The following is a 23177-nucleotide window of genomic DNA, read 5'->3' as shown; positions in this document are numbered from 1 at the left end:
CTTCCTCACCCGCTCGGGAGGAAAGCCGGGCCGAGGCGGTCGGGGTCGGGGCCGTCCGCATCACCCGGCCCCGAATCACCGAGGCGCACTGCCTCACCTGCCGACCAACGGGGCGCCGGGCGGGCGGCGTGGGGGACTCATTTCGTACCGGTGGCGCCCGAGTGGGTCATCACGTAGTTCAGCGACGAGGCCAGAGCGGTATGGGCGAACACAGCCGCGAGCCGGTCCCAGCCCGCAAGCGTGAAGTGACCCAGCAGCCACCACACCTGGATACGGTCGTCGCACTCCCAGAGCGGCCGAGGGCCTTTCAGCGTCGCGAACAGCCGTGCCCGCGGCGCCTTGCCGTCGGCCAGGCGCGCTGCGTCCTCGGCGCAGCACAGAACCGGCCGGGGCAGCAGTTCCGGCGACGGCTGCCACAACGCACCGACCTTCGCCGGCCCGTGGTGTGGATCGAACAGACACGGTGCCGTGTACAGGCCCGTGGCGTCCGGGCCGAAGCCTTCTCCCGGTCCTGCGGGCAGGCACACGCGGGCCTGGGCGAGTTGAGCGGTGAACCAGCCGACCGGCGATGCGTCCAGGAAGAGGTCGGTCGGGTCGGGTGCGGCACGCAACGCGTCCCGAATGCGCGCGGCGTCCGCGGTACGAGCCACAGCCTGGGAAGGCGAACCGCAATCGGCCACTCGCGCTTCGACCGCGGCCAATTCGGTGTCGAACTCGTCGAACATGCGCAGCAGCACCGCACGGGTCTGCGCTATTTCTCGGTCATACGCGGACAAGAGTGCTCCTCGGGCATTCAGCGGACCGGCGCGGGCGTGCCGGAAACCCGAACCGATCATGCCGTGCCTGCGTGACACCCGCCGAGACTTCGCCCCACCTGTCGAAGATCGCGCGATTCCCACGCGCGCATTCGGGCGATTTTTCGGGTCAGCCGGAGATCCCGTCGGCGTCGGCCGGTGATCGGAGCCGGCCGACCTCGGCGACGACCACCGTGACCGTGCGGTCGTCGGCCTCCGCGAGGAGCGCGCCGCCCGGGGCCCACAGGGCTGCGCCGCCGCAGCCGGTCCACGGTCCCGACGGGCCGACGTGGTTGGCCATCACGACGTACAGGCCGGTGTCCTCGGCGATTCCCGGGTAGACGGCCGCCCGCTCCGCGATCCCCTTGCCCGTGCCGTACAGCGAGCTGGCGAGGTGCACTTGGCAGCCGTCGGCGGCGCCGCGGGCGGTCAGCTCGGGGAAGTGGTTGTCGTAACACGTGGCCAGCGCGAAACGCAGGCCACCCAGCTCGAAGCGCCCGTCCCGATCGCCGGCCGCGAAGACGCCCCGCTCCTCCTCGTAGAGGTACTGCTTCCGGTATGTGGTCACCGGTTCACCGTCGGCGTCGTAGACCAGTGTCCCGATGGCGGGCAGCGATCCGCCCGTGGTCACGGCGCAGTTGACGACGGTGGCGATCCCCGCCGCCCGGATCGGATCCAGTCGCGGATCGTCCGCACTCACCCACAGGCCGGGATCCTCGGCCAGGGATCCGAGTTCGTACCCGGTCAGCGCGAGTTCGGGAAACACGACGAGTTCGGCGCCCCGTGCGCGCGCCTGCTCGGCGAGAGCCACAAGCTGTCGAACGTTGGCGGGGATGTCCGCGGGAACACACGTGAGCTGCGCGGCAGCGATCTTCATACCGCCGAGCATGCCAGGCCATGCCGCGACGGTGAGAGCCGTGTCCGGGAATCTTGGCACCACGACTCGGTCGAACCTGCCCGACACGACACGAACGGCACGGTCCGGCAGAGTCGGCGAGCGCCCGCGGCGGGGAGGTCGGCGCCTGGATGGCAGGGCCTGTGATGGTCTCCCGCGCCCCACGATTCACTCGTAGGAGTGATCTTTCTTCAGGAGCGTCGCAGCGTCGGAGAGATTGCCGCTAGACAGGCAATCCACTCACCATGGCCGAAGGTTGCACATGCCGCCTATGGTTGCCGGCTGGTTGCCTCAGGTTGGCTTGCCTCAGGTCGTGGAGATGCACTCATCGGTCCGTCGTCCAGAGGGAGCCGTCCATGGCCAGCGTGTTCCAGCAGCGCAAGATCCAGGAAATGTTCGTCGCGTTCGATGTCGACGGGGACGGCTACCTGCAACGGGACGACTTCGAGGCCCTGGTGGACCGCTGGGGCCGGCTGCCGGGCGTGGAGCCCGGGACGGAACTGCGCGCCCGCGTCGAGGCGCTCCTCATGGGCTGGTGGGACGAGCTGTCGGCGGCCGACACCGACAACGACGGCAGGGTCGACGTTTACGAGGTCCACGCCCTCATGGACCGGCTGCACTCCATGCCGGAGGCCGTCACGGCCACCGCCCGGACCATCTTCGACGCCATCGACGAGAACCGGGACGGCCGGATCTCTCGCACCGAACACCGCCGACTCGTCGAGACCTGGCACGGCCGCAGCGTCGACACGGACGCGGTCTTCGACCTGCTCGACGTCGACGGCGACGGCTACCTGAGCCGGCCGGAATTCGCCCGACTGTGGTCCCAGTTCTGGATGAGCGACGACCCCACCGAGCCCGGAAACCTGCTCTGCGGACGCATCCCCGAACCGGGGCCGGCGAGCCGGAAGGCGTGATCCGGCAGCCCATCCGACCGACGGTTCCCGGTACTCCGAGGTCCGGATCACCCGCTCCCCCGCCGTCCGGGGATCATGCGCCGTGTCACCGTCAGGGCTGCGCGGCTCCGGCGCGGGAACGTCGATCGAGCACCCCGGTCCTGCCCGCGATACACAGCCGCGCCGGGTCGGGGCCGATCACCACCGCCCGGGTCGGGCACGGACACCCCCGTCGGCATGCCCGCAATCGGCCGGCCCGGTGTCGAAACCGTTGACAGCTCCGGGCCGTTGCGGTTTGGGTGGGCGCGTTGCTGTCCGTTTCGTGAGCGACCGTGGGTCGTTCGGGGGAGGGGATCGGTCATGGCGCGTTTTCGTGAGGGGTATCGCGGCGAGGGGCCCGGGGCGTTCACGCCGGATGGGTGCGCCGTGGACATGTACGACCGCCTGCCGGCGCGTGAGGAGCCGGAGATGATCGCGCTCGGCGCCCGTGAAGGGGCACGCACTCTGCTCGAACTCGGTTGTGGGGCCGGGCGGGTGACCCATGCCTTGGTCGAGCGCGGGTGGGAGGTCACGGCGGTGGACGAGTCGCCGGAGATGCTCGATCGGGTGCGCGGGGCAAAGACCGTACTGTCCACGATCGAGGACCTGCGGCTCGAGGAGCGCTTCGACGTGGTGTTGTTGGCGTCCTATCTGGTGCACACGGTCGAGCCCGAATTCCGCCGGGCGATGCTCGACGCCTGTCGGGCACACGTCGCCGACGACGGGGTGGTGCTGATCCAGCGCGAAGGAATCGGCTGGCACGACCAGTTGCCCCGGATCAGCCAACACCCCGACGGTTCCGTGAACATCCTCAGCTCCGAGCCGATCGGAGACGGGGTGCGCGCGGTGCGCATCGAATACGAATTCCAGGACGCTCACTGGGTACACGAGTTCCGCTGCCGCCCGCTGACAGACGCTGAGTTCGAGGCGATATTGGCGGAGTCGAACCTGGTGGTGGACGGCCACCTGGACGAACTCCGCACCTGGGCACGGGTGTTGCCCACCAACTGAGCGCGCTTCCGACGAGCCGGTCCACGAACCGCTCGGCAGATATCCCACCGTCGACGTGTAGCCGGTGGGTGAGGTGGCTGCCGATTCTCGGCCACCCGCCCCCGGCTTCCCGCAGCGCCGGCGACTGCTCTCGCCTCAGGCTCGCGACCAGAGCGGGTCACGACAAAGCGCCCGCCCCGGCCGAGGCCAAGCGCGAGCGCGGATCGGAATCGCGATGCGGGGTGCGCGGATAAAAACCTACGAGGTGGGCTCCCTGCGCCGGCATTGTCCGGATCAGGTGCTAGGGGTCGCCTTCCGGTCCTTTCGACCTTCCGGCCTCTCAGCCTGGCCCTGCGACCTTGGCCCGAGCAGTGCTCCTTGCTCCAAAGCCGTCGGTCAAGCTCCCTCGCTCGCCCCGTAGGCTGATTCCATGATATTCACACATCAATCGGACAACAAGGGGTTTGCCTGATGAATCTCGGATGACCCGGAAGCGGACCGCAGGTCGGGCGGCAGGAGCGGGCCGCTCGTACCCTTGATCGTCACCCCGCAATCCGTCGAATTCCGGTTCCACACCGCGCAGTTCACCGCTCCCCTGCCCCATCCCGGCGTTCCGTCGCCGCCGCTCCGCACACCTGAAGCCGACCGCCCGCCAGGGTGATTTTCTTCGGATCGGCCGCCCCGGCCGCACACCGTGGGCGTGGGCCACAGCCACGTCGTAGCGGCCGATGCCGCGAATATCCTCGACGTACGGGGACGTCAGGGTCCCGAAACGCTTCTCGCGGGAGGGGGAGCGAGCCGCGCGGGCGCGGCGGTCCCGTCGCGGCCCTCGTCGGACGCGAGGAGGTCCGCGGGCCACGCGTCACGGGATCGTGGGGCCTCCACCGGGTGCGCGGTTGCGGATGCCGGTGAAGTGCACCGTGACCGCCCGGCGCGCTCGCTCGGCGTCGCGAGACGCGACCGCCTCGTACACCTCGCGGTGCTGGGCCGCGACGTCGGACGCCGACTCGCCGATCGGCGGCAGGTCGGCGGCGAGCCGGTCGTAGGCGTCCCAGAACGCGGCGAGCAGACGCAGCATCAGGTCGTTGCCGAGCGGTCGGTACAGCGTCTCGTGGAACTGCCGGTCCGTCAGGGGGGAGACCTCGCCCGCCTCCGCCTCCCGGGCCATGCGTTCGGCGACCGCGCGCAGGTCCGCGAGGTCGCCGGCGTCGGCGATCTCGACGACCTGTCCGATCAGACCGGACTCGAGGGCCTGGCGCACCTCGATCAGCTCGGTGATGCTGCGGCTGTCTCCCGTCGGCGCCAGGCGGCCGTGGAAGGACAACTCGTCGACGAGGGCGCCGAGCGACATGCGTCCGACGTAGGTGCCGAAGCCGTGCCGGATCTCCACGATGCCGACCGCCTGGAGGGCCTTGAGCGCCTCGCGCACGGAGTTTCGGCTGATCCCCAGAAGTTCCATCAGCTCGGTCTCGGTGGGCATGGAGTCCCCCGCGCCCAGCCCGCGCTCCAGGATGAGTTCCTTGATCTGCTCCTGTACGCCGTTCTTGCGCTTGCCGCGCACCGTCATCGTGTCCCCCATCGCCGGGTCCGCCGTTGCGGAAGTCACCGTATCCACCGCCAGACGGCCGCGTGCCGCCCGGCGCCGTCACCGCGAGTGATCGGGACGAACCCTTGACCGCGTCGCGGATGACCTCCTACTGTCACCCCCAGCCTAGACGTAGGACGTCCCTCATCCCACGTCGGCTGTCCCATTGTCCTACGGTTGTTCCCGCGTTTCTCGCGAACCGACGGAGAAACCCGGCACATCAGACACGAACAGGAGGCGTCGTGGCCGAGTCCCGCTCACCCGCCCGGGCCCTGGACCGCCGGCAGTTCCTCAGGCTCTCCGGAGCCCTGGGAGCCGCGACCGCCCTGGCCGGCACCCTCGCCGCGTGCGGCCCCGCGTCGACCAACACCGGCAACGCCGACAAGGGCGGCGGCAAGGGAAGCGGCAAGGGGACCATCGACGCCGGGCTCTCGTACACCCTGAGCACCGGCTTCGACCCGATGACCGCCTCCGGCGCGCTGCCGGTAGCCGCCAACCTGCACGTCTTCGAGGGCCTGGTCGACCTCGACCCGGTCACCCGCAGCCCCTACGCCGCGCTGGCCGCCGCGATGCCGCGCCAGATCGACGCGACCACCTGGCAGGTCACGCTGCGTCAGGGAGCGACCTTCCACGACGGCTCCCCGGTGACCGCCGACGACGTCGTGTTCAGCTTCACCCGGATCCTGGACCCGGCGAACAACTCGCTGATCAGTCAGTTCCTGCCGTTCCTTCGGGAGGTGCGGGCGGTCGACGCGAACACCGTCGAGTTCCGGCTCTCCTTCGCGTTCGCCCTGTTCGGCGAGCGCATATCGGTCGTCAAGATCGTGCCCAGGGCCGCCGTGCTCGCCGACCGGCAGCGCTTCGACGCGCTGCCGGTGGGATCGGGCCCGTACCGCATGGTCTCGGCCACCAAGGACGACCGGATCGTCTTCGCCGAGCACACCGCGTACAACGGACCCAAACCCGCGCGAGCCGCCGGGATGAACTGGCTGCTGCTCGCCGACGCCTCGGCTCGGGTGACCGCCCTCGACTCGAACCGGGTGCGGGTGATCGAGGACGTTCCGTACATCAACTACGCCCAGGTCAAGAAGGCCCACCGAGCCGACTCGGTGCAGAGCTTCGGGCTGCTGTTCCTGATGTTCAACCTCCGCCGCAAGCCGTTCGACGACGTGCGGGTGCGCCAGGCCCTGCATTGGGGGCTGGACAAGGACAAGATGATCGCCACCGGGCTGCTCGGCAACGCCACCCCCGCGAGCAGCTTCCTCCAGGAGAGCCATCCCGACTACCGGCGCGCGGCCGGCGTCTACGGCTACGACCCGGACCGGGCCAAGAGGTTGCTCGCCGAGGCGGGCGTGAGCGGACTCGACGTCACGCTCGTGCTCACCGACACCGCGTGGGTCAAGGACGTCGCGCCGCTGATCAAGGAGAGCTGGGACGGAATCGGCGTGCGCACCACACTCGACATCGGCCAGTCCGGCGGTCAGTACAAGAACAAGATCGACAACGGCGAGTACCAGGTCATGGCCGCGCCCGGCGACCCCTCGGTATTCGGCAACGACGTCGACCTGCTGATGCGCTGGTGGTACGTGGGCCTGTGGGCCGACAAACGCCACATGTGGTCCCAGACCCCCGAGGGCCGGCAGGCCAGGACACTCCTGGACGCCGCCGCCGCGGAGTCCGACACGGTCAAGCGCAAGGAACTGTGGGGGCAGGCGATCGACCTGGCATCCGTGCAGGTCCCGCTCTACCCGGTCTTCCACCGCAAACTCGCCACCGCCTGGAACGACAAGGCCCTGACCGGATTCCGGCCGCTGCCCACGACCGGCCTGTCCTTCCTGGACAGCGCCCCCGCGTAGCGCCCGGTCCGCGTCGCGGCCCCGCGATGCCGTGCCGCCTCCCCGAGCCGACCGTGGCCGCCCGAACGGGCGGCCACCCTCCCAGCCCATCGAGAGCCCCATGACCACGATCCTGCGCCTGGCCGGCAGACGGCTGCTCACCCTTCCACCCCTGCTCCTGGGGATCACGCTGTTCGTCTTCGTGGTCCTGCGGTTCTCGCCCACCGACCCCGCGTACAACGCGCTGGGCGAGGGCTCCTCCGACGCGGCACGCGCCGCGTACGCCGCCGAGCACGGGCTCGACGACCCACTCGTGGTCCGCTACTTCGCCTTCCTCGGCGATCTCCTGCACGGCGACCTGGGCGTAACCTCGCCGCCGAGCAAGCCGGTCGCCGACGCGATCTTCACCGCGCTGCCGCTGACCCTGCAATTGACCTTCCTGGGCATGTTGTTCGCGTCGGTGGGCGCGCTGCTCCTGGGTGTGGTCGCGGCGCTGTACCGCGACCGTTGGCCCGACCAGGTGATCCGGGTGTTGTCCATGGCCGGCGTGGCCACACCCTCGTTCTGGCTCGGTATCCTGCTCATCCAACAGTTCGCGCTGCGGCTCGGCTGGTTTCCCACCGGCGGCTACGTCAACCCCGTCGACGGCGTCGGGGCCTGGTTCCAGAGCCTGTTCCTGCCCGCCGTCGCGATCGCGATCCCGGTCGGCGCGTCGCTGACCCGGATCGTGCGCACCTCGATGGTCGAGGAACTCGATCGCGACTACGTACGCACCGCCGCCGGCAACGGCCTTCCCCCGCTGGTGATCGTCGGCCGCAACGTCCTGCGCAACGCCTTGGTCACCCCGCTGACCGTGCTCGGACTGCGCGCCGGCTACGCGTTGGGCGGCGCCGTCGTGATCGAGACCATCTTCGGCCTCCCCGGCCTGGGCACGCTCATCCTCAACGGCGTCACCTCCGGCGACGTGGCCGTGGTGCAGGGCACCGTGCTCGTGATCGCCGTCGTCTTCGTCCTGGTCAACCTGACCGTCGACCTCGCCTGTCTGTTCGCCAACCCTCGTACCAGGGAGGCCTGATGATGCGTCAGGAGCTGGTCGCCCGACTCACCGGCCCCGGGATCCGCCTACGCCGGCTGCGCCGCCTGCCGCTGCCCGCGCGTATCTGCTCGATCGCGCTCGTCCTGCTGTGCCTGGTGGCACTGCTCGCACCGTGGATCGCCCCGCACGACCCGCTCGCCACCGGCACCCCGGCGCAGGATAACCGAGTTCGGCTGCTGTGCCTTCGATGGCGCTGCCGAGATGGGCCCGGCCGGTTACGGCATCATCGACTGGGCGGCGGATCCTCCCGCGCTGTCAGGCACGTTCACCCGCAATGAGCAGGTGCAGGCGGACTACCTGTCACAACAACTGGGAGTGTTCGCAGCGGAAGGCGTTTATGGCGCCTACGTGTTCGAGTTCATGGCGCCGAAGCCCCACTCTCTCGATCCTCGCTACGACTTGGACATGGCGAGCTTCGGCGTGGTCAAGGTCGTCGACGACGGCTGGGAACCAAAGACCGCGTTCGATGAACTGGCCAGGCTCTACAGCGCCCACTGACACCCTGAAGCACGGCGGCTGGGGGAAATGCTGCGCGGTTGGAACAAGCCCTCCCCCCGGTAGTGCCGGAAGCCGGTGATGTCAGCGAACCGCAAGATCCGTACGCACCCGCAGGATCCGTACGCACCCGGAGGATCCGTACGTACGCCGAGAACGGCAAGGCGTCGGTGCATCCCATGTGTGCCGCTCGACACCGCCGCCGGGACACGTACCGCCTCACGCGACTCCACGGATCGCCACTTCCTCCGACGAGCCCACGTCTTCGTTCACCGCCACGATCGCCCCGCCGTACGACCCGTCACCAACCTCCGTGGGCCATACACCTAGCCGTCAAGGAACCGGCCCCACGGCACCCGAGCGTGGACGAAACCGTCCCCAACCTCCACTATAACCGCTCCGGCCGGTCCCACGGGCGCACGGGCGCCGGGCGCACGGGCGATCCGGCTGCACGAGGAGGCGCACAAGCCAGTCGACGTCATGGGCGCGCGAGGGCAACCGACCGGCCACCCGCCGCCATGGCGAACACGCGATGATTCGGTCATCGGAGGGCTCGGCTTGTGGCCGCGTACCTCCGCGGCCCGCCGGCCGAGCAGGCGGACGGCGCGGTCGCCGGAGACGGTCTGGTCGAGCGCAAGGGCTTGGGCGAACTGGTCGAACGCAAGGGCTCGGGCGAACGGGAGGCCGAGGGTTTCGGCGGCCTGTTCGAGCGGCCAGGGTTCGGCGCGGCCGATGCCGCCCGCGGCGAGGTCGGCGGCGGCGAGTGGGGGGTGCCGACGGAGTCGACGGCGACGCCGTGCCAGAGGGTGCCGGCGTCGGCTTTGGTGAGGACGAGGCTGTAGAGAGCGGCGAACGCCGTCGCGCCGCCTGCCGATTATCGCCTCGCCGAACGCGATCGGGTCACTCTCGCCGACCTCGCCGACGAACCCGTCGTGTGCCCCGACATGTTCACCTCCCCGGAGGCCGAACGCCACCGGATCGTCGACCCGCGACCCGACGGCACACCGGCGCCGCGCAGCCCCAGGGTCGCCCAGATCGAGGAGTGCCTCCGGATGGTCGCCCCCGGCCGCGGCATCTGGCCGGCCCCGGAACCGCTCGCCCACTCGGTCCCGGCCATGAACATCCGCTGGGTCCCCATTTCCGACGCCGAGCCCGTCGAACTGGCCGTCGTCTGGACCGACCGCGGTCCCGAAGAACTGATCGCCACCATGGTGGCCGAAGTCCGCGCCCTCGTCACGGAACCCACCCACGCCATGTTCCGTGCCAGCAGGTCGAATTCACCACGACATTGACGTCCGCGGCCTCCGGCGAACGCCGCGGGAGAGACGTCGAGGGTCGGGATCATCCCTGCGGGCGGGCCGTGGGTGGCTTCGCCGTGGGCGGCTTCAGCGCCCGGCGGGTGCGGTGTCCTCGCCCTTGCCGTGCCGTCGGCGCGCCCGGAACTCGTCGCCCTTGCGCGCGCTCCAGGCGTTGAGCGCGGTTCTGGCCGGCAGAAGCACGCTACAGGCGGGAAAGATGAGCGCCGGGAACAGCCACACCTCGACGCCGCTCCCGCCCATCACCGACCGGACGATCACCGTCACCACGTAAGCGGCGACTCCCGCACCGAGCCACCACTTCCACGCGCTCCCACTGGGGCCCTCGGTGGGCCGATTCGAATCCTCGTCCTCCCGGGTACTGACCGGCTGCCCGTTCCTCTTGCGCCACAGGGCGCGAATCAGAAAAGCCCCACCGAACACGGCGAGAACCACCCCCAGCAGCCCCCACTCCATCGGCGACTCCGGTACCCCTCGGGCGTACTCGTTCACGTCCCCACCTCCGCGATCGATCCTGTGACGCAGGTCGGCCGAACATCTGCCCGGGGCACCAAAAGCCACACCCACTACGGGAGTTGTACGCGATCGACAGGCACCTACCGCGGGCGGAATCCACCGACGAAGCGACTGCCGACGGCGTGGGACGGCGCGTGACCCGGTCCGTGGACAGTGTGCGAAGCCCGCGCGCGCGGCCACCCGCTCGACGTCGTGTGGAGGCCGGGTGCGGGATACCGGGGCCTGATTCCGCGATCACACCGCAGACCCGAATGTGCTCGGGTAGGTGCGTCACGGTGCCACACACAAGGGGAATGTCTGATCGAACTCGGGGCAGGAACAGTCCACTTGCGACCGGCAACGATCGATTCGGGGCGAAGATGACCATCCACACGAAGTACCGCGCCACCACGGTGACCACCGGCGCCCTCGCGGCCCTGCTGCTCCTGGCCGGATGCGGCGACAACGACAAGGACGACGACCGCCGAACCCCCGCGGGCGACACCGCTTTCCCGCCCCCGGGCGACGCAGCCACCTCCGCCCCCGACTCGGGCCGGGACAACACCAAACTCGACGACGCAACGCTGCGCACCAAGGTCCAGACAGCCGCCGCACAGGTCAAGACCGTGCACACGGTCGGCGCCCTGCGCGGTCCCAACGGCGAGACCTCCTTCGACCTGCGCGTGGACAACACCACCCGCAACTACACCGGCACCCTGATCGAAGCAGGCCAGACCGCGCAGATCATGCGCATCGGCCCGGATATGTACCTCAAGGCCGGCGCCGACTACTGGACCAAGGCCGCGAAGGTCACCGACCCCACCGCCATCGCCCTGATCCAGGACAAGCACGTCAAACTCAAGGTCGAGGACCCCCGCTTCAAGGGCATCAGCGCCGCCGCCGAACTCGGCGACATCAACAAGGCCGTCGCCGACTGGGGACCCACCGTCCAACGCCGCCCCGACACCGACATCGCCGGCACCCGCGCCATCGTGTTCGGCGAGACCGACCCCCAAGAAGGCGAAACACTGCTCTACGTCCCCGCCAAGGGCGAGACCTTCCCCATCAAATTGGAGAACAAGAACCCCGCCAACGGCGGCACCATCGACTGGAACGAACACAACAAACCCGTCACCGTCACGCCCCCGGCCCCCGACACCGTCGTCAACCTCCCCGCACTCACCGGGGAAACCCCCACCACCGGCTGACCCCGAACCAGGCACCCCACGGCACCGATCGGGCGGTGACGGCTCCGACCCCAGGGACGCGGTCGGTGAATGAGTACCTTGCTTCGCCCCGTCGATGCGCCCCGCCGGCGGGCGGGTTCGGCGGCGCGTGCGTCGGCTGCGGCCTCGCCCTCGGACCCGCCGCTCCATGCCCGCGAGGAGCCCCTCGGTTCCGGTCGCGATTGGCGGCCGAGATGAAACGGCGCGGGAACCGGCCCGTGCGCGCCGCTGGATCCGCGCCGCCGTGAAGACAACCGTCTTGGGCGCCTTCGCGCGGTGGGTCCGGGGGTACGACCGCCGAGCCGGCTCGGGGACGTCTCCGGGTTCGCTGCGAGGAACGGGCCGTAGATGTCGTGCCGAGGTGTTCCACGAACATCGATGTCGACGCAGGGGAGGCCACCCCCTTCCGGATGGTGGTGGCCTCCCGGGCCGGGTGTCAGCGTCCGGGTTCGGTCAGGCGTTGTCGGCTTCGGCCGACTTCGGGCCGTACGTGGTGGGGTCGGTCCGGGCCAGGTCGACGTACGGGCCGATCGCCTCGCGCACCAGCGGGATCGCGCTCGGCTTCCGGTTGGTTTCGGCCACGAACGCGGCGGCGGGCGACACGAGCCAGACGGCCAACTTCGTTCGGTAGGTGGGGTTCCGGGCGACGATCGGTCGCAGGTTGTCGACGGCTTGCAGGGCCGACTCGGTGGCCTTGGTCTGCGACGCGGGGTTACCCCACAGGTGGACGGCGATCTCGATGATCGCCGCCGGAGCCGAGCCGAGGGCGCGGCGGAGAATACGTTCGAATGGGTGCATTCGACGGTCATCGCGTCGCGTGGGAGGCGCGCCACTCGACCCACCCGGAGGCCGTGCGCCCGGCCGCGTAGGGGCTTTCGAGCGGTTTCGAGACGACCCCTTCGATGCCTCCGCCGAACGCCCCGACCCAGGCGAGGGCCTCGGTCGGGTCGGTGGTCATGGGTACCGGCTGGATCGGCGTGGGCCGGGGCGCGTTCTCCAGCAGGTCCAGCAGTTGTTCGCGTCGTTCCCGATAGGGCCGCCGGCGAAGGTCGACGTCGTCGATCGAGAGCACGTCGAAGGCCACCAGGACGACTTGATAGTCCGCGCCGCGCCGGAGCCCTTTCGCGCTGCGTGTGTGCAGGCGGCCGAACGCAACGCTCCCGTCGTCCAGGACCGCGACGAGCTCGCCGTCGAGCACCGCGGTGTCCAGCGACCGCGCCGCGTCGGCGACGTCGGCGAAAGGCTCGGTGAGATCGGTGCCGTGCCGACCGAACACGCGCGGTCGTGGGCCGGTGCGCAGGGTTGCCCGCCATCCGTCCATCTTGGCCTCGTGGGCCCAGCCGGAGTCGGTGGGGACCCGGTCGACACGGGTGGCGAGGGCGACATCGACGGGGAGCACGATTGCGGGCATCCCCGCCCGTACCCCGCACCCGGCCCCGCCACCCGGAGCCGGGATCCCGCGCCGCGGTTCACCGGTTGGCGGCTTCCGACGGCCCGGGGCGCCGGAGGGACGCCGACGTGGAGTCGAAATCGCCTCCCAGCGACCGACGTTCGATGGCCTCGCGTTCCGGGGGCGGGAGGTCGAGATGCGCGGCGAACAGTTCCAGCGTCTCGACCGAAACGGGCCCGGACCCACAGCCATGGATCCGTGCGACGCCGTGATCGCGCAACCGCTGGAGCGCGGTCTCGCGCCGCAACCACTCGTCGGGGTCGGTGGGAAACGGATCGGGATCGGTCAGTCCCATGCCACATCCTCGATGTCCGGAAGCAGTGGGCACAACACGCTACGACACCACGCCGACACGACCCCGGGAGATGGGGTGCCGTTGGCGGACGTGTCATGAGCCACGGATGGGTTGGGATCAGCCCGGCCGACCGCACCCGTACGGCGATGAAGTGCACCACGCCGCACGGGTGCGGTTCGGGAGAGCGAAGTCGGCCCGCGGGAAAGCGGCTTCGCCCGGATGTTGTCCGGGTGGCCCGGCCGATGTGTGGCGTTCGGGTGAATTTCCGGCATGCGCGCTGCCTGCGCCGGTCCGGGTCGTTGAGTCGGGAGAGGGCGCACCGGGATCGGCCGGTGTCCCTGTGGATAAGGGAGAGTTCGTGAGTTCGTTCAGGAAGATCACTGTCCTGATGGCCGGCACTGCCGCGGTCGTGATGGCGGGCGCGGGGGCAGCCCACGCCGAGGCCGAGGCGGACGGCGCCGCGGTCGGTTCCCCGGGCGTGGCCTCCGGCAACAACATCCAGGTCCCGGTGCACGTGCCGGTCAACCTGTGCGGCAACACCGTCAACATCGTCGGCGTGCTCAACCCGGCCATCGGCAACACCTGCCTGAACGTCGACGACGTCGAGCACGACGGCGGCCACAAGCAGAGTGACCACCACCAGGCACCCCAGCACGGCGGACACCAGGGCTGACCCCAAGTACCGGGTCGCCGAACAGCGGCCGGGCACACCTCGGTCCCGACCGATGACACACGCCGATTCGGCCGACTCCTCCACGGACCGAATCGCGTGGCACCTCCGGCCCTCGCGCCTGCATCCCGCGAGGGCCGGAGTTCCGGGACCGAACGCGTCCGCGAGCCGAGGACCCGACCCGACGCGGACAACCTCGAATCCGAACCACCCATCCATCCATCCGGACGAGCAATTCCCCGGGCACGGCGCGGGCCATGGCCCGAGTCGCCACGCCCTGGGCACGCAACGTGGCCGAAGTACCGCCGTCGGTCGTCTGCCAGGAAACACCGACGTAGCGGCTGAGCCTGGAGTGCCCGTCCACACCGGCGGAATCTCGGAGACGGTGTTGGCCGTACACCGCCATGACCGCGCACGAGAAACCTGCCGAGAAGCCCCGGAACGAGAGCGCCGCCGGCCGCGTCGACGCCGACAACCGCGGTTGCACCCCTCCGCGAACGCCACGGGGTCCGTGCACGCCACCAGGGCGCCGGCGACTCGTTCGCGCACATGACCGTGGAACAGGACGCACGCCACCCCCGCCTCCGCCTCCGCTGACCCCGCCGCGAAACGGTCGAGCCGACCCCGGCCTCCCGACCCGCTCGCGAGCGAGTGCCCGAGCGCCCGAGTACCCGCGTGCCCGAACACCCGAGCGCTCGGAAGTCCTCGCCGAGCCGCCGAGTCGCCCCGGGTGACGACGGTCATCCGACCCGTTCTTGTGCCCGACCCCGCCGGGCACAGGCCCCGAGTGGCGCCGTTTGCCGAGCCATTCCCTTGGACGAAAGCAGTCCGGTTCCGTGCGAAATGGCCGGCCCGCGCTCCCGCCCCCGGGGATCCCCGCCCCGCGTTCGTGGAACGTCTCCACTCACAGGCCCGAGACGCGAGGCTGCGTGGGATCGTCACGACAGCGTCGACCCGTTCGGTTGCATTTCCGGCCCCACGCCGTCGACATCCTCCGATCCCGGGTACGCTCCGCCCAAGCGTCCGGCGAGCGAGGGACACAGACGTGGGTGTTGACTACGACGACGGTGTGCTTCGTGTCGAACGGAGCTCGCCGCAGCCCGGAGTTCGACTCCTGGGGGAGATCGATCTCGACAACTGCGCGCACGTGCGGTCCGCGCTGGAAGCGCAACGGGGCGCCGAGCCGGGGGACGTCCTGGTCGACGTGTCGGCATTGGGGTTCATCGACATCGCCGGCGTCCGCACCCTCGTAGAGACCGCCCGCGCCCTGGAAGAGGGGCGGCGGCTGGTCCTGCACCGCGCCTCGGAGGAGTTGTGCGACCTGGTGGAGCTCGCGGGGTGGGGACACCTGCCCGGTCTGGCATTGGAGAGGGTGACGACCGGATGAACGCGGTCACAGAATTCCGTCATGACGCCCTGCTCTACGCGGGTTTGGACGACTTCGTCGAGCGCACGGCGGGATTCGTACGCGAGGGGTTGGCCGCGGACGAGGCGGTCGCGGTCGCGGTGATCCACCCCCGAGCGGGCGCCTTGCGCGAAGAACTGGCCGGCGACGCGAATCAGGTCACCTGGATCGACATGGAACGCGTCGGCCGCAACCCGGCGCGCATCATCCCGACCTGGCAACAGTGGACCCGGGAACAGGGGACTCGGACCTTCCGCGGAATCGGCGAGCCGATCTGGGCCGGCCGCGACGAAGCCGAACTCGTCGAATGCCGCCACCACGAGACCCTCCTCAACCTCGCCTTCGACGGCGTGCCCTGGCAACTCCTTTGCCCCTACGACACCACCACGCTCGAACCGGACACCATCGAGGCGGTTCGTCACTCCCACCCGCAGGTCCTGGACGGCGCGTCCCGCATCGACCACCCCCACCCCGGGCCCGATCACTACGCCGCCACCCTGCTCGGTCCCGCCCTGCCCCCGGCGCCCGACCACGCGCAAAGGCTCGCGTTCCGTTCCGGTGAACTCGCCGCCGTCCGAACGCTGGTCCGCCGGGAACTGTCGGATGTCCCCCGTCCGCTGGTCAACCAGGCGCTGTTGGCGATCGGCGAGATCGCGGGCAACAGCATCGTGCACGGAGGGGGCGGCGGCAGCCTCACCCTGTGGCGGCAGGACACGTTCGTGATCTGCGACGTCCAGGACAAGGGCCACGTCCTCGACCCACTCGCGGGGCGGCATCGCCCCACCGCCGACCAGGACGGCGGACGCGGACTGTGGATCGCCAACCAGATCTGCGACCTGTTCCAGATCCGCTCGACCGAGACCGGAACCACCACACGCCTGCGGGTTGACATCTCCGGGTAATCACGGCAGGGAGGCGCTGGACCTTGGCGCCGACCGCGCCGGTTGCTCCAATAATGAGCAGCCGAGCGTCCGGTGGCAGGTCCGGCAGCTCCGGCAGCTCCGGCAGTTCCGGGGCTTGCAAAGCGTCCGAGCGGCCGGGCTCGGGAGCGGCAGCGCAGCCGCTTCGGGAAGGATGCACGTCTCGAGCGGAGCGCGGCCGCCGTCCCTCACTGTCCTCATGGCGGACACCAGCACACCGACGGGCCGGCTCGTCGTAGCCTGTCTCCATGATCGACGTCGCCGCTTTGACCCCGTCCGAAGCCGTCGAGCTGCTGCTGGCCGGCAACCGGCGCTTCGTGGACGGCACTCCGCAGCATCCGAACCAGGACGCCGCGCGCCGTGCGCAGACCGCACCCGGCCAGCGACCGTTCGCGGTGCTCTTCGGCTGTTCCGACTCGCGCCTGGCCGCCGAGATCATCTTCGACCGGGGCCTGGGTGACCTGTTCGTCGTACGCACCGCGGGCCACGTGGCGGGCCCGGAGGTCCTGGGCAGCATCGAATACGGTGTGAGCGTCCTGGACTGCCCGCTGGTCGTGGTCCTCGGACACGACTCGTGCGGCGCCGTCGCGGCCGCCCGTGCCGCCGTGACCGACGGTGTCGCCGCCACCGGGTACGTACGCGACGTCATCGAACGCGTCACCCCCAGCATCCTGGCCGCCCGCGCGGCCGGGCTCACCCGTGACGACGACATCATCGCCGAGCACATACGGCACAGCGTCGACCTCCTCATGGATCGCTCCCGGGTGCTCGCCGAGCGCGTCGCCGCCGGGCAGACGGCCGTGGTGGGCCTGTCCTACCGACTGGCCGACGGCAGCGCCCGACTCGTCACGGCCCACGGCCTGTCCGCCGAAACGACGGTCCCGAGCCCGGACGCCTGAACGGCACCCCACACGTACGGCGATACCGATACCCGCGGGTCGGCGAGAACGCAGCCGGCATGCCGTCCCGTGCGGTCCAAGACAGGGGGCGTGTGGACTGGGACATACGGTCGACCGCCCGCGGAGCGTGGGCGGCCCGGCGTGCGCTCGACGGAGGGCAGGCGTCAATAGCGGAAGGTGCGGGCCCGCATCATCTGCCGCAGGCGCTCGTTGCGTGTGCGTCGACGTCGCACACGTGCCCGCAGCGCACGGGCTTCGGCCAGTTCGCGTAGGAATACCGCCCGCCTCCGGCGTCGTTCCGCTTGGTCCTGCCGGCGTTGAGCCGCCGACGTTCGGCGTTCCGGTGGTGTCCGGCGTGCCGGGCTGTCCATCGCTCACACTCCAGGATCTCGCTGGGGCGTCGTGGGCTGTCCGGATTCCACCTCGGATGCGCCGGGCACAGCCCACACCAACATCGCTGTCCTGCCCGAAAATCCGACGATCAGTCGCCCCGGCGAACCGGGTCGACTCCGCTTCGCTCAGGATCCGGAACCCCGGATCCGTCTGCTCGCGCTCGACAACCACGCGTCGGATAGAGGTTCCTATAGGTTCGATCATCTCCCGTCGAAGGACGGGCTCGGACCCACGCGTGAGGGAGTTCGCATGGCCTCGATCCACCACACCACCATGACGCCCGGCAAGCTGGATCTGCTCACCGCCTGGCTGCCGAGGCAGAGCTGGTACGTGGGCGACGGACGAACGCCGGAACTGGTCAATGCCGGTGGGTTCCGTCTGGACGATCCGCAGGGCGCGGTCGGGATCGAGTTCATGATCGTGGTGGACACGACCGCGCAGGATCCGGTGGCGTACGCGGTGCCGATGGGCTACCGCGGCGCGGCCCTGGAAGGCGTCCCCGACGAGGCGCTGATCGGGATTGCCGAGCACGGGGTGCTCGGCACGCGGTGGATCTACGACGGCTTCCACGACCCCGTGGTGACGGCGCAGTTGCGCGCGCTCCTGCGCGGCGAGGCGACGGCGCAGCACCAGAGCGACAGTGACACCCCCGATCCGACCGTCACCGTGCACGGAACCGGCCCGGACGACGGGTTCGACGTTCGGGTCGACCGCGTCCCGCGCCCCGTCGAGGCCACGCGGAGCTCGTCCGGACACCTGGTCGCCGGATGGACCCGGCCGAACGGAACGGCCGCACGAGGCGTCGTCGCGACCGTTGTGCCGAGCGACGCGCTTCGCCCCGGGTCCGACCGATGACGCGGTTCGAGCGCGCCCCGACCCGGTCGGCGAACAGCGCCTACGGGGACGGGGATGTGCGCGCTCCCTGAGCCTTTATCGCGGGTGGGCGATCCGATGGGAGAGCCATGCGAGTGCGGGCGGCATCCGGTACTCCACGGCGTGGTGTCCCGCGTCGAACAACTCGAAGCGTATGACGTCCCCATCCACTCCGGCCTCGGCGAGGGCATCGCGGAACGCCTGTGCCCCCAAGTCGAGGAACCATTCGTCGCGGGTGCCCGCGTCGATCCAGATCGCCCGCTGGGATCGCAGTGCCTCGCCGTGCAGTGGCGCCATCCTCACCGGGTCCCAGTCCAGCCAGCGCTGCCAGATCTCCGGCCGGAGTGCGCCTGTGCGCGGGTCGAAGGGCAACTGTGGCGTGCCGTCCGGAGCGGGCGAGAAGCAGGCCGAGACGCCGAGCAGTTCGAGCAGCCTCAGGTCCTCGTCCTTGGTGAAGGCCACTCGCGCGCGGAAGTCGTCCCACCAGCGGAGGATGTCGCCGTCGTACGTTCTCAACTGGCGTGCCGCCATGAGGAAATGAGGGATGTACTGGGCCTCCGACAACGAATCGCCCGAGTGTGTCGCGAACGCGCCGAACAGGTCGGGCCGGAGCATCGATGTGATCATCGCGCCGAGCCCGCCGCTCGACTTCCCTGCCAGCGCCCGGTGATCGCGGTCGGCGAGCGACCGGTAGTGGGCATCGACCCACGGCACGATCTCCTCGCACAGATACGAGTGGTAGCGGCCGGTCCCCGGCGAGTCGATGTACTGGCTGCCGCCGTAGGTGGTCCAGGCGTCGACGAACACCAGAATCATCGGCGGTGCCTCGCCGCGGGCGAAGATCCCGTCGATGAGTTCGGGCACCGGCCGGCGGTAGGGGGTGTGGTTGCGCCATACCGGGAGGGTGCCGGCGTAGCCGAGCAGCAGATAGGTGACGGGGTAGCGGCGCCCGGCATCGGCGTCGTAGCCGGGTGGGGTGTAGACCCACAACGGCCTCTGTGTGGCGTCTCCCAGGGGATTGCCGCGCAACAGGACGCTGTCGATGACGTGCTCGTCGATGCGGCCTGTGAGCGGGGTGGGCCATGGGGTCATCGGAACCTCCTCGGGGCGGGGGCTTCGACGTTACTACGATTTCAAATTATATGAATCGGTAGTACTTGCCTTATGCTGGCGCCATGGACACGACGCACGGCCAGGTCCCCTCCGCCGACTCGGTCGACCGGCACATCGCTCACTGGAAGCACGAGGTGCCCGATCTGGACCCGATGGTCGAGGGCGTCGTCACCCGGATGCAGATGCTGGTGCGCCATCTCCAGCGTCGAAAGGAAGCCGGGCTCACCCAACGCGAGTTGAAGATGTGGGAATACGAGATCCTCTGGCGGCTGCGCTCCGCCGGCGAGCCGTACCGGATGACGCCGACACGGCTCGCCGAAGGTCTGGACATCCATCCGGCGACACTCACGAGCCGGCTGGACCGCCTGGCAAAGTCCGGCTACGTGACCCGGGAGCACACCCCGGAAGACCGCCGGAGCCTGCTCGTGACGCTGACCGACAAGGGACACGAGGCGTGGTCGTCCACGATCGGCGATCAGATGGCGACCGAGAACGCGCTACTGGCTCCGCTGAGCGAAGCGGAACGGGAGCAACTCGTGGCACTGCTGCGAAAGATCACCTTGATGGCGGAGTCGGGCGGCCCACCGCTGATGCCGACTCTCGACTGAACACACCCGCGGACTCGACAAGCTGCTTTCCGGCGGCTTCCGCGTCCCGTCGGTCACTGCTCGTCACCCGGCCATGGGGTCGCAGGACGGCCGTGGCACGTCCTCGTTCCCGATGCTTCCGCCTTCCGGCTTCCGTTGACATCTCCCGATGCGTCGACAACTATCAAGGGAATCCTTCATAAATTCGGCGGGAGCCACGATGGCACCGGAAGCACGCAGACGGATCGGGGACGCGGACACCCTTCGGGCACTGGCCGGCCCGGTCCGGCAACGCCTGCTGACCCACCTGATGACCTTCGGCCCGCAGACCGCGACCCAGTGCGCGAGCGTGGTCGAGGCGACCCCCTCCAACTGCAGCTACCACCTCCGGGAACTCGCCAGATACGGTCTGGTCGAGCGGGTCGAGGCAAGCGCGGGAGACGCCCGCGAACGGCTGTGGCGGGCGACCGTGACCGGATTGATCTACGATCCACCGACCGACGCCGACGCCGATCCGGTGGTCGCGCTGGCCCGACGGGAGGTCGCCCACGTACGGATCGACAACGACGCGGCACTCGCCCACGCGGCCGTCGACCGGCACGAGGAACTCCCGCCGCACTGGCGGGACGCGGAGACCATGGCCGGCTACGGTCTGCGCGTCACCGCGGCCGAACTGGCCGAACTCACCGCGGCGATCGACGCCCTGCTCCGCCCCTACATCGCGCCCACCCGAGAGGACGCGCCCGAGGACGCCCGGGTCGTTCATCTGGGCCTGACCGCGCTGCGCACCTCGGAACCACCGACGTGAGCGCCCGATCGCCGCTGCGCGAAAGGGACTTCGCGCTGCTGTGGAGCGGCGGTCTGATCGGCGATCTCGGCGACTGGATGTTGTTGGCGAGCCTGCCGGTGCACGTGTACACGCAAACCGGTTCGGCGACCGCGACCTCCACGGTCTTCCTCGCCGAATTGCTCCCGGCCCTGCTTGTCGCCCCGTTCGCCGGCGTCCTGGTCGACCGTTGGGACCGACGGCGGCTCCTGGTCCGGCTGGGACTGCTCCAGGCGCTCCTGCTCCTGCCCCTGCTCGCGGCCGGCGGCGCCGACCGGCTGTGGATCGTGTACGCGGTCGCCGCAGCGCAATCGTGCCTGGCCGGACTGGGCACGCCGGCCAAGGCCGCCCTGGTCCCGATGCTCGTCGGCCGGGACCGCGTCGCCGCCGCCAACTCGCTGAATGCCGTCAGCGACAACCTCGCCCGGCTGGTCGGCGCGCCCCTGGGCGGTGTGGCGATCCAACTCCTGGGCCTGCCCGGAGTGGTCACCGTCGACGCGGTGACGTTCGTGCTCGCCGCCGCGCTCACGGCCGGCATCCGCGGCCGCGGCCGTCCCGAGCTTCCCCCCGTCGCACGCCCGGGAATGCTCGGCGAATGGCTCGACGGGCTCCGGGTGGTCCGACGAAACCGCCCGCTGCCCGCCGCGATCGCGATCGCCGCGCTCGGACAACTCGCCCAGGGCATCTTCATGGTGCTGTTCGTCGTCTTCGTCCTGGACCACCTGCACGGCGACGGCACCGACGTGGGTCTGCTGCGCGGTGTCCAGGCGATCGGCGGCGTACTGGGCGGCCTCGTACTCGGCGCACTCGGCGGTCGGATGCGCCCGCACATCCTCGTCGGCTCCGGCCTCATCGCGTTCGGCCTCATCTCCCTGACCACCTGGACCGCGCCCACCGTGAGCACCGCGATCGGCCTGTACGCCGGGCTGTTCGTCGCCGCGGGAGTCCCCGGCGTGGCGGCCTCGGCCGGCCTGCTCACAATCACTCAGACCCATACGCCGCCGACCCACATCGGCCGCGTTCTCGCCGCCGGGAACGCCTCGGCCGGCGCCGCGCAGTTGGTCGGCGTCCTGATCGCGGGCACCCTCGCCGACCGCTACGGCACCCTCGCGTTGCTCGACGCCCAAGCCGGCCTGTACCTCCTCACCGGACTCCTCGCCCTCACCACCCTTCGCCCACGCAACCCGTCCGTCCCGTCTGCCGCCCACACCACCCGGCGCCGCGATCGCGGCCCGCACCATGGCCGACCCCCCGACCTGCGATCCCCGATCGAGCACCGCAACCTCGACGTGCTCGGCCGGTCCGGCTTCGGCACCTCCACCCCGGCCGCCGGCAGCCTGCGACCACCGCGCGACCCGAACGCCGCCGGGCCCGATGACGATGACGACAGCACGAGGAAATGAGCACCGCCGCCGGCTCCCGCCAGGCTCAGAGGTCCGAACGACGCCGTGTCCACACCGCCCCGGCTAGGGAGTCCGGTCACCGGGGCTGTCGGGGGAACGCGGGGTCGCCGTGCCCTGTTCCGCGAGGTGGGTGTCCATGGTGGAGTTGAGGTCGGTCATGAACGACTCGATCTGTTCCAGGAGTTGCGGCGGGTAGTGCGACATCGCGGTGTCGAGGCGGCGGGCGAGCGGGCCGAAGAACTCGTCCGCCCGTTCCTGGATGTGCCCGCCGCTGCGCAGGGTGATGATGCGCCGGTCGGAGTGTTCGCGGAAGCGGGTGATGTGCCCGGCCGCTTCGAGACGGTTCAGGAGTGCGGTGGTCGCCCCCGTGGACAGGGAGATCCGCTCGCTCAGCCGTGCCGGTGACAGGGGGGTGCCGCGCTCTTCGGCAGCGGCGATCTCCAGTACCGCGGTCGCGTCCGTGGAGTGCAGGCTCAGCCAGGCGGCGAAGCGCCGGCTGAGCTCGGCGTAGTGGCCGCCGTAGATCCTCAGCGATTCCATCAGCCGCTCACGCTGCGCCGCGACACCGTCGCGGGTCGCTTCCTCCATGGAACCCCTCCACCTTTCTCTCCTGCCGTGCGGTCCACGCCGGCGGCCCGCTTTGACAACCTACCGTCGCCACTTTACCTTCATGATGGAATT

Annotated in this window: 25 protein-coding genes, 1 pseudogene and 1 riboswitch; of the genes and pseudogenes, 17 read left to right on the top strand and 9 right to left on the bottom strand. The window is 70.1% G+C overall.

Translation table 11 applies throughout. The features are described from left to right. Positions 1 to 137: 137 nt before the first annotated feature. Complete coding sequence (locus tag ACIBSV_RS09745) at positions 138 to 776, bottom strand: hypothetical protein (protein WP_395861078.1); 639 nt, start codon at positions 774 to 776, stop codon at positions 138 to 140. A gap of 148 nt (positions 777 to 924) precedes the next feature. Beyond that, the gene (locus tag ACIBSV_RS09740) at positions 925 to 1671 is read right to left on the bottom strand and encodes a carbon-nitrogen hydrolase family protein (RefSeq protein ID WP_395861076.1); all 747 of its coding nucleotides are present in this window, start codon (positions 1669 to 1671) and stop codon (positions 925 to 927) included. A gap of 374 nt (positions 1672 to 2045) precedes the next feature. Here ACIBSV_RS09740 and ACIBSV_RS09735 point away from each other — a divergent pair, with 374 nt between their 5' ends. Together ACIBSV_RS09735 and ACIBSV_RS09730 are read left to right on the top strand one after the other, a co-directional pair. After that, positions 2046 to 2606, top strand: a complete 561-nt coding sequence (locus ACIBSV_RS09735) for an EF-hand domain-containing protein (RefSeq protein WP_395861074.1) — start codon at positions 2046 to 2048, stop codon at positions 2604 to 2606. Between the two features lie 339 nt (positions 2607 to 2945). Further along, the gene (locus tag ACIBSV_RS09730; RefSeq protein WP_395861073.1) at positions 2946 to 3635 is read left to right on the top strand and encodes a class I SAM-dependent methyltransferase; all 690 of its coding nucleotides are present in this window, start codon (positions 2946 to 2948) and stop codon (positions 3633 to 3635) included. 233 nt (positions 3636 to 3868) lie between these two features. Then, positions 3869 to 4032: riboswitch (TPP riboswitch) on the bottom strand. A gap of 444 nt (positions 4033 to 4476) precedes the next feature. On the opposite strand, the gene ACIBSV_RS09725 is transcribed toward ACIBSV_RS09730, so the two are convergent. Then, positions 4477 to 5220, bottom strand: coding sequence for a FadR/GntR family transcriptional regulator (locus ACIBSV_RS09725; RefSeq protein ID WP_395861071.1), 744 nt, complete (start codon positions 5218 to 5220; stop codon positions 4477 to 4479). Between the two features lie 221 nt (positions 5221 to 5441). Between ACIBSV_RS09725 and ACIBSV_RS09720 the strand changes: the two genes are divergently transcribed. The 6 genes and pseudogenes from ACIBSV_RS09720 to ACIBSV_RS09695 form a co-directional block, all read left to right on the top strand. Next, positions 5442 to 7055: an ABC transporter substrate-binding protein gene (locus ACIBSV_RS09720; protein ID WP_395861069.1), complete on the top strand. Its 1614-nt coding sequence runs from the start codon at positions 5442 to 5444 to the stop codon at positions 7053 to 7055. Positions 7056 to 7155: 100 nt separating this feature from the next. Next, positions 7156 to 8109 (top strand): ABC transporter permease, encoded by a 954-nt coding sequence (locus ACIBSV_RS09715; RefSeq protein ID WP_395861067.1) that lies wholly within the window; start codon positions 7156 to 7158, stop codon positions 8107 to 8109. Next, positions 8109 to 8408, top strand: coding sequence for a hypothetical protein (locus tag ACIBSV_RS09710; protein ID WP_395861065.1), 300 nt, complete (start codon positions 8109 to 8111; stop codon positions 8406 to 8408). The genes ACIBSV_RS09715 and ACIBSV_RS09710 overlap by 1 nt, the downstream gene beginning before the upstream one ends. Then, positions 8332 to 8628, top strand: a complete 297-nt coding sequence (locus tag ACIBSV_RS09705; protein WP_395861847.1) for a hypothetical protein — start codon at positions 8332 to 8334, stop codon at positions 8626 to 8628. Before ACIBSV_RS09710 ends, ACIBSV_RS09705 begins: the two co-directional genes overlap by 77 nt. 557 nt (positions 8629 to 9185) lie before the next feature. Further along, positions 9186 to 9467, top strand: coding sequence for a hypothetical protein (locus ACIBSV_RS09700; RefSeq protein WP_395861063.1), 282 nt, complete (start codon positions 9186 to 9188; stop codon positions 9465 to 9467). A gap of 36 nt (positions 9468 to 9503) precedes the next feature. Next, positions 9504 to 9917 (top strand): annotated as a pseudogene (locus ACIBSV_RS09695) (LysR substrate-binding domain-containing protein); the annotation flags it as partial. Positions 9918 to 10010: 93 nt separating this feature from the next. Here ACIBSV_RS09695 and ACIBSV_RS09690 read toward each other — a convergent pair. Further along, a complete protein-coding gene (locus ACIBSV_RS09690) occupies positions 10011 to 10433 on the bottom strand; it encodes a hypothetical protein (RefSeq protein ID WP_395861062.1) in 423 nt (140 codons plus the stop codon). A 383-nt stretch (positions 10434 to 10816) separates the two neighbouring features. Between ACIBSV_RS09690 and ACIBSV_RS09685 the strand changes: the two genes are divergently transcribed. Beyond that, entirely contained in the window at positions 10817 to 11644 is an 828-nt protein-coding gene (locus ACIBSV_RS09685; protein ID WP_395861060.1) for a hypothetical protein, read from the top strand. A 471-nt stretch (positions 11645 to 12115) separates the two neighbouring features. Here ACIBSV_RS09685 and ACIBSV_RS09680 read toward each other — a convergent pair whose 3' ends face one another. Genes ACIBSV_RS09680 through ACIBSV_RS09670 form a run of 3 tightly spaced genes read right to left on the bottom strand, consistent with a single transcriptional unit; the run spans position 12116 to position 13407 of the window. Next, positions 12116 to 12460, bottom strand: coding sequence for a hypothetical protein (locus tag ACIBSV_RS09680; protein ID WP_395861058.1), 345 nt, complete (start codon positions 12458 to 12460; stop codon positions 12116 to 12118). A 7-nt stretch (positions 12461 to 12467) separates the two neighbouring features. After that, a complete protein-coding gene (locus ACIBSV_RS09675; RefSeq protein ID WP_395861056.1) occupies positions 12468 to 13073 on the bottom strand; it encodes a hypothetical protein in 606 nt (201 codons plus the stop codon). A 58-nt stretch (positions 13074 to 13131) separates the two neighbouring features. Beyond that, positions 13132 to 13407, bottom strand: coding sequence for a hypothetical protein (locus ACIBSV_RS09670; RefSeq protein ID WP_395861054.1), 276 nt, complete (start codon positions 13405 to 13407; stop codon positions 13132 to 13134). Between the two features lie 358 nt (positions 13408 to 13765). On the opposite strand from ACIBSV_RS09670, the gene ACIBSV_RS09665 reads away from it, so the two are divergent. The 5 genes from ACIBSV_RS09665 (at position 13766) to ACIBSV_RS09645 (ending at position 18549) form a co-directional block, all read left to right on the top strand. Next, entirely contained in the window at positions 13766 to 14080 is a 315-nt protein-coding gene (locus tag ACIBSV_RS09665; RefSeq protein WP_395861052.1) for a chaplin, read from the top strand. A gap of 1042 nt (positions 14081 to 15122) precedes the next feature. Beyond that, positions 15123 to 15464 (top strand): STAS domain-containing protein, encoded by a 342-nt coding sequence (locus ACIBSV_RS09660; RefSeq protein WP_395861050.1) that lies wholly within the window; start codon positions 15123 to 15125, stop codon positions 15462 to 15464. Next, the gene (locus ACIBSV_RS09655; protein ID WP_395861048.1) at positions 15461 to 16384 is read left to right on the top strand and encodes an anti-sigma factor RsbA family regulatory protein; all 924 of its coding nucleotides are present in this window, start codon (positions 15461 to 15463) and stop codon (positions 16382 to 16384) included. Before ACIBSV_RS09660 ends, ACIBSV_RS09655 begins: the two co-directional genes overlap by 4 nt. 266 nt (positions 16385 to 16650) lie before the next feature. Continuing rightward, positions 16651 to 17301, top strand: coding sequence for a carbonic anhydrase (locus ACIBSV_RS09650; protein ID WP_395861046.1), 651 nt, complete (start codon positions 16651 to 16653; stop codon positions 17299 to 17301). 642 nt (positions 17302 to 17943) lie between these two features. After that, positions 17944 to 18549 (top strand): 1,4-alpha-glucan branching protein, encoded by a 606-nt coding sequence (locus tag ACIBSV_RS09645; protein ID WP_395861044.1) that lies wholly within the window; start codon positions 17944 to 17946, stop codon positions 18547 to 18549. Positions 18550 to 18624: 75 nt separating this feature from the next. Here the strand turns inward: ACIBSV_RS09645 and ACIBSV_RS09640 are convergent, their stop codons facing one another. Continuing rightward, positions 18625 to 19659 carry an alpha/beta hydrolase gene (locus ACIBSV_RS09640; RefSeq protein ID WP_395861043.1) on the bottom strand — a complete coding sequence of 345 codons (1035 nt, stop codon included), beginning with the start codon at positions 19657 to 19659 and terminating at the stop codon, positions 18625 to 18627. Between the two features lie 83 nt (positions 19660 to 19742). Here ACIBSV_RS09640 and ACIBSV_RS09635 point away from each other — a divergent pair, with 83 nt between their 5' ends. The 3 genes from ACIBSV_RS09635 (at position 19743) to ACIBSV_RS09625 (ending at position 22496) form a co-directional block, all read left to right on the top strand. After that, the gene (locus tag ACIBSV_RS09635) at positions 19743 to 20288 is read left to right on the top strand and encodes a MarR family winged helix-turn-helix transcriptional regulator (protein WP_395861041.1); all 546 of its coding nucleotides are present in this window, start codon (positions 19743 to 19745) and stop codon (positions 20286 to 20288) included. Positions 20289 to 20487: 199 nt separating this feature from the next. Beyond that, a complete protein-coding gene (locus ACIBSV_RS09630) occupies positions 20488 to 21075 on the top strand; it encodes an ArsR/SmtB family transcription factor (RefSeq protein WP_395861039.1) in 588 nt (195 codons plus the stop codon). Continuing rightward, the gene (locus ACIBSV_RS09625; RefSeq protein ID WP_395861037.1) at positions 21072 to 22496 is read left to right on the top strand and encodes an MFS transporter; all 1425 of its coding nucleotides are present in this window, start codon (positions 21072 to 21074) and stop codon (positions 22494 to 22496) included. Before ACIBSV_RS09630 ends, ACIBSV_RS09625 begins: the two co-directional genes overlap by 4 nt. A gap of 63 nt (positions 22497 to 22559) precedes the next feature. Here ACIBSV_RS09625 and ACIBSV_RS09620 read toward each other — a convergent pair whose 3' ends face one another. Next, positions 22560 to 23084 carry a MarR family winged helix-turn-helix transcriptional regulator gene (locus ACIBSV_RS09620; protein WP_395861035.1) on the bottom strand — a complete coding sequence of 175 codons (525 nt, stop codon included), beginning with the start codon at positions 23082 to 23084 and terminating at the stop codon, positions 22560 to 22562. Between the last annotated feature and the right edge of the window lie 93 nt (positions 23085 to 23177).

Origin of the sequence: Embleya sp. NPDC050154 (genome assembly GCF_044460165.1) — a bacterium.
Taxonomy (GTDB): domain Bacteria; phylum Actinomycetota; class Actinomycetes; order Streptomycetales; family Streptomycetaceae; genus Embleya.
The sequence above is the reverse complement of the archived record's forward strand: the minus strand, read 5'-3'. Positions and strand labels throughout refer to the sequence as shown.

Excerpts from the sequence above, each read along its gene's own strand:
- ACIBSV_RS09740 (WP_395861076.1), bottom strand. The coding sequence starts at position 1,671 with ATGAAGATCGCTGCCGCGCAGCTCACGTGTGTTCCCGCGGACATCCCC.
- ACIBSV_RS09735 (WP_395861074.1), top strand. The coding sequence starts at position 2,046 with ATGGCCAGCGTGTTCCAGCAGCGCAAGATCCAGGAAATGTTCGTCGCG.
- ACIBSV_RS09730 (WP_395861073.1), top strand. The coding sequence starts at position 2,946 with ATGGCGCGTTTTCGTGAGGGGTATCGCGGCGAGGGGCCCGGGGCGTTC.
- ACIBSV_RS09715 (WP_395861067.1), top strand. The coding sequence starts at position 7,156 with ATGACCACGATCCTGCGCCTGGCCGGCAGACGGCTGCTCACCCTTCCA.
- ACIBSV_RS09710 (WP_395861065.1), top strand. The coding sequence starts at position 8,109 with ATGATGCGTCAGGAGCTGGTCGCCCGACTCACCGGCCCCGGGATCCGC.
- ACIBSV_RS09705 (WP_395861847.1), top strand. The coding sequence starts at position 8,332 with ATGGGCCCGGCCGGTTACGGCATCATCGACTGGGCGGCGGATCCTCCC.
- ACIBSV_RS09685 (WP_395861060.1), top strand. The coding sequence starts at position 10,817 with ATGACCATCCACACGAAGTACCGCGCCACCACGGTGACCACCGGCGCC.
- ACIBSV_RS09680 (WP_395861058.1), bottom strand. The coding sequence starts at position 12,460 with ATGCACCCATTCGAACGTATTCTCCGCCGCGCCCTCGGCTCGGCTCCG.
- ACIBSV_RS09675 (WP_395861056.1), bottom strand. The coding sequence starts at position 13,073 with ATGCCCGCAATCGTGCTCCCCGTCGATGTCGCCCTCGCCACCCGTGTC.
- ACIBSV_RS09670 (WP_395861054.1), bottom strand. The coding sequence starts at position 13,407 with ATGGGACTGACCGATCCCGATCCGTTTCCCACCGACCCCGACGAGTGG.
- ACIBSV_RS09655 (WP_395861048.1), top strand. The coding sequence starts at position 15,461 with ATGAACGCGGTCACAGAATTCCGTCATGACGCCCTGCTCTACGCGGGT.
- ACIBSV_RS09650 (WP_395861046.1), top strand. The coding sequence starts at position 16,651 with ATGATCGACGTCGCCGCTTTGACCCCGTCCGAAGCCGTCGAGCTGCTG.
- ACIBSV_RS09645 (WP_395861044.1), top strand. The coding sequence starts at position 17,944 with ATGGCCTCGATCCACCACACCACCATGACGCCCGGCAAGCTGGATCTG.
- ACIBSV_RS09640 (WP_395861043.1), bottom strand. The coding sequence starts at position 19,659 with ATGACCCCATGGCCCACCCCGCTCACAGGCCGCATCGACGAGCACGTC.
- ACIBSV_RS09635 (WP_395861041.1), top strand. The coding sequence starts at position 19,743 with ATGGACACGACGCACGGCCAGGTCCCCTCCGCCGACTCGGTCGACCGG.
- ACIBSV_RS09630 (WP_395861039.1), top strand. The coding sequence starts at position 20,488 with ATGGCACCGGAAGCACGCAGACGGATCGGGGACGCGGACACCCTTCGG.
- ACIBSV_RS09620 (WP_395861035.1), bottom strand. The coding sequence starts at position 23,084 with ATGGAGGAAGCGACCCGCGACGGTGTCGCGGCGCAGCGTGAGCGGCTG.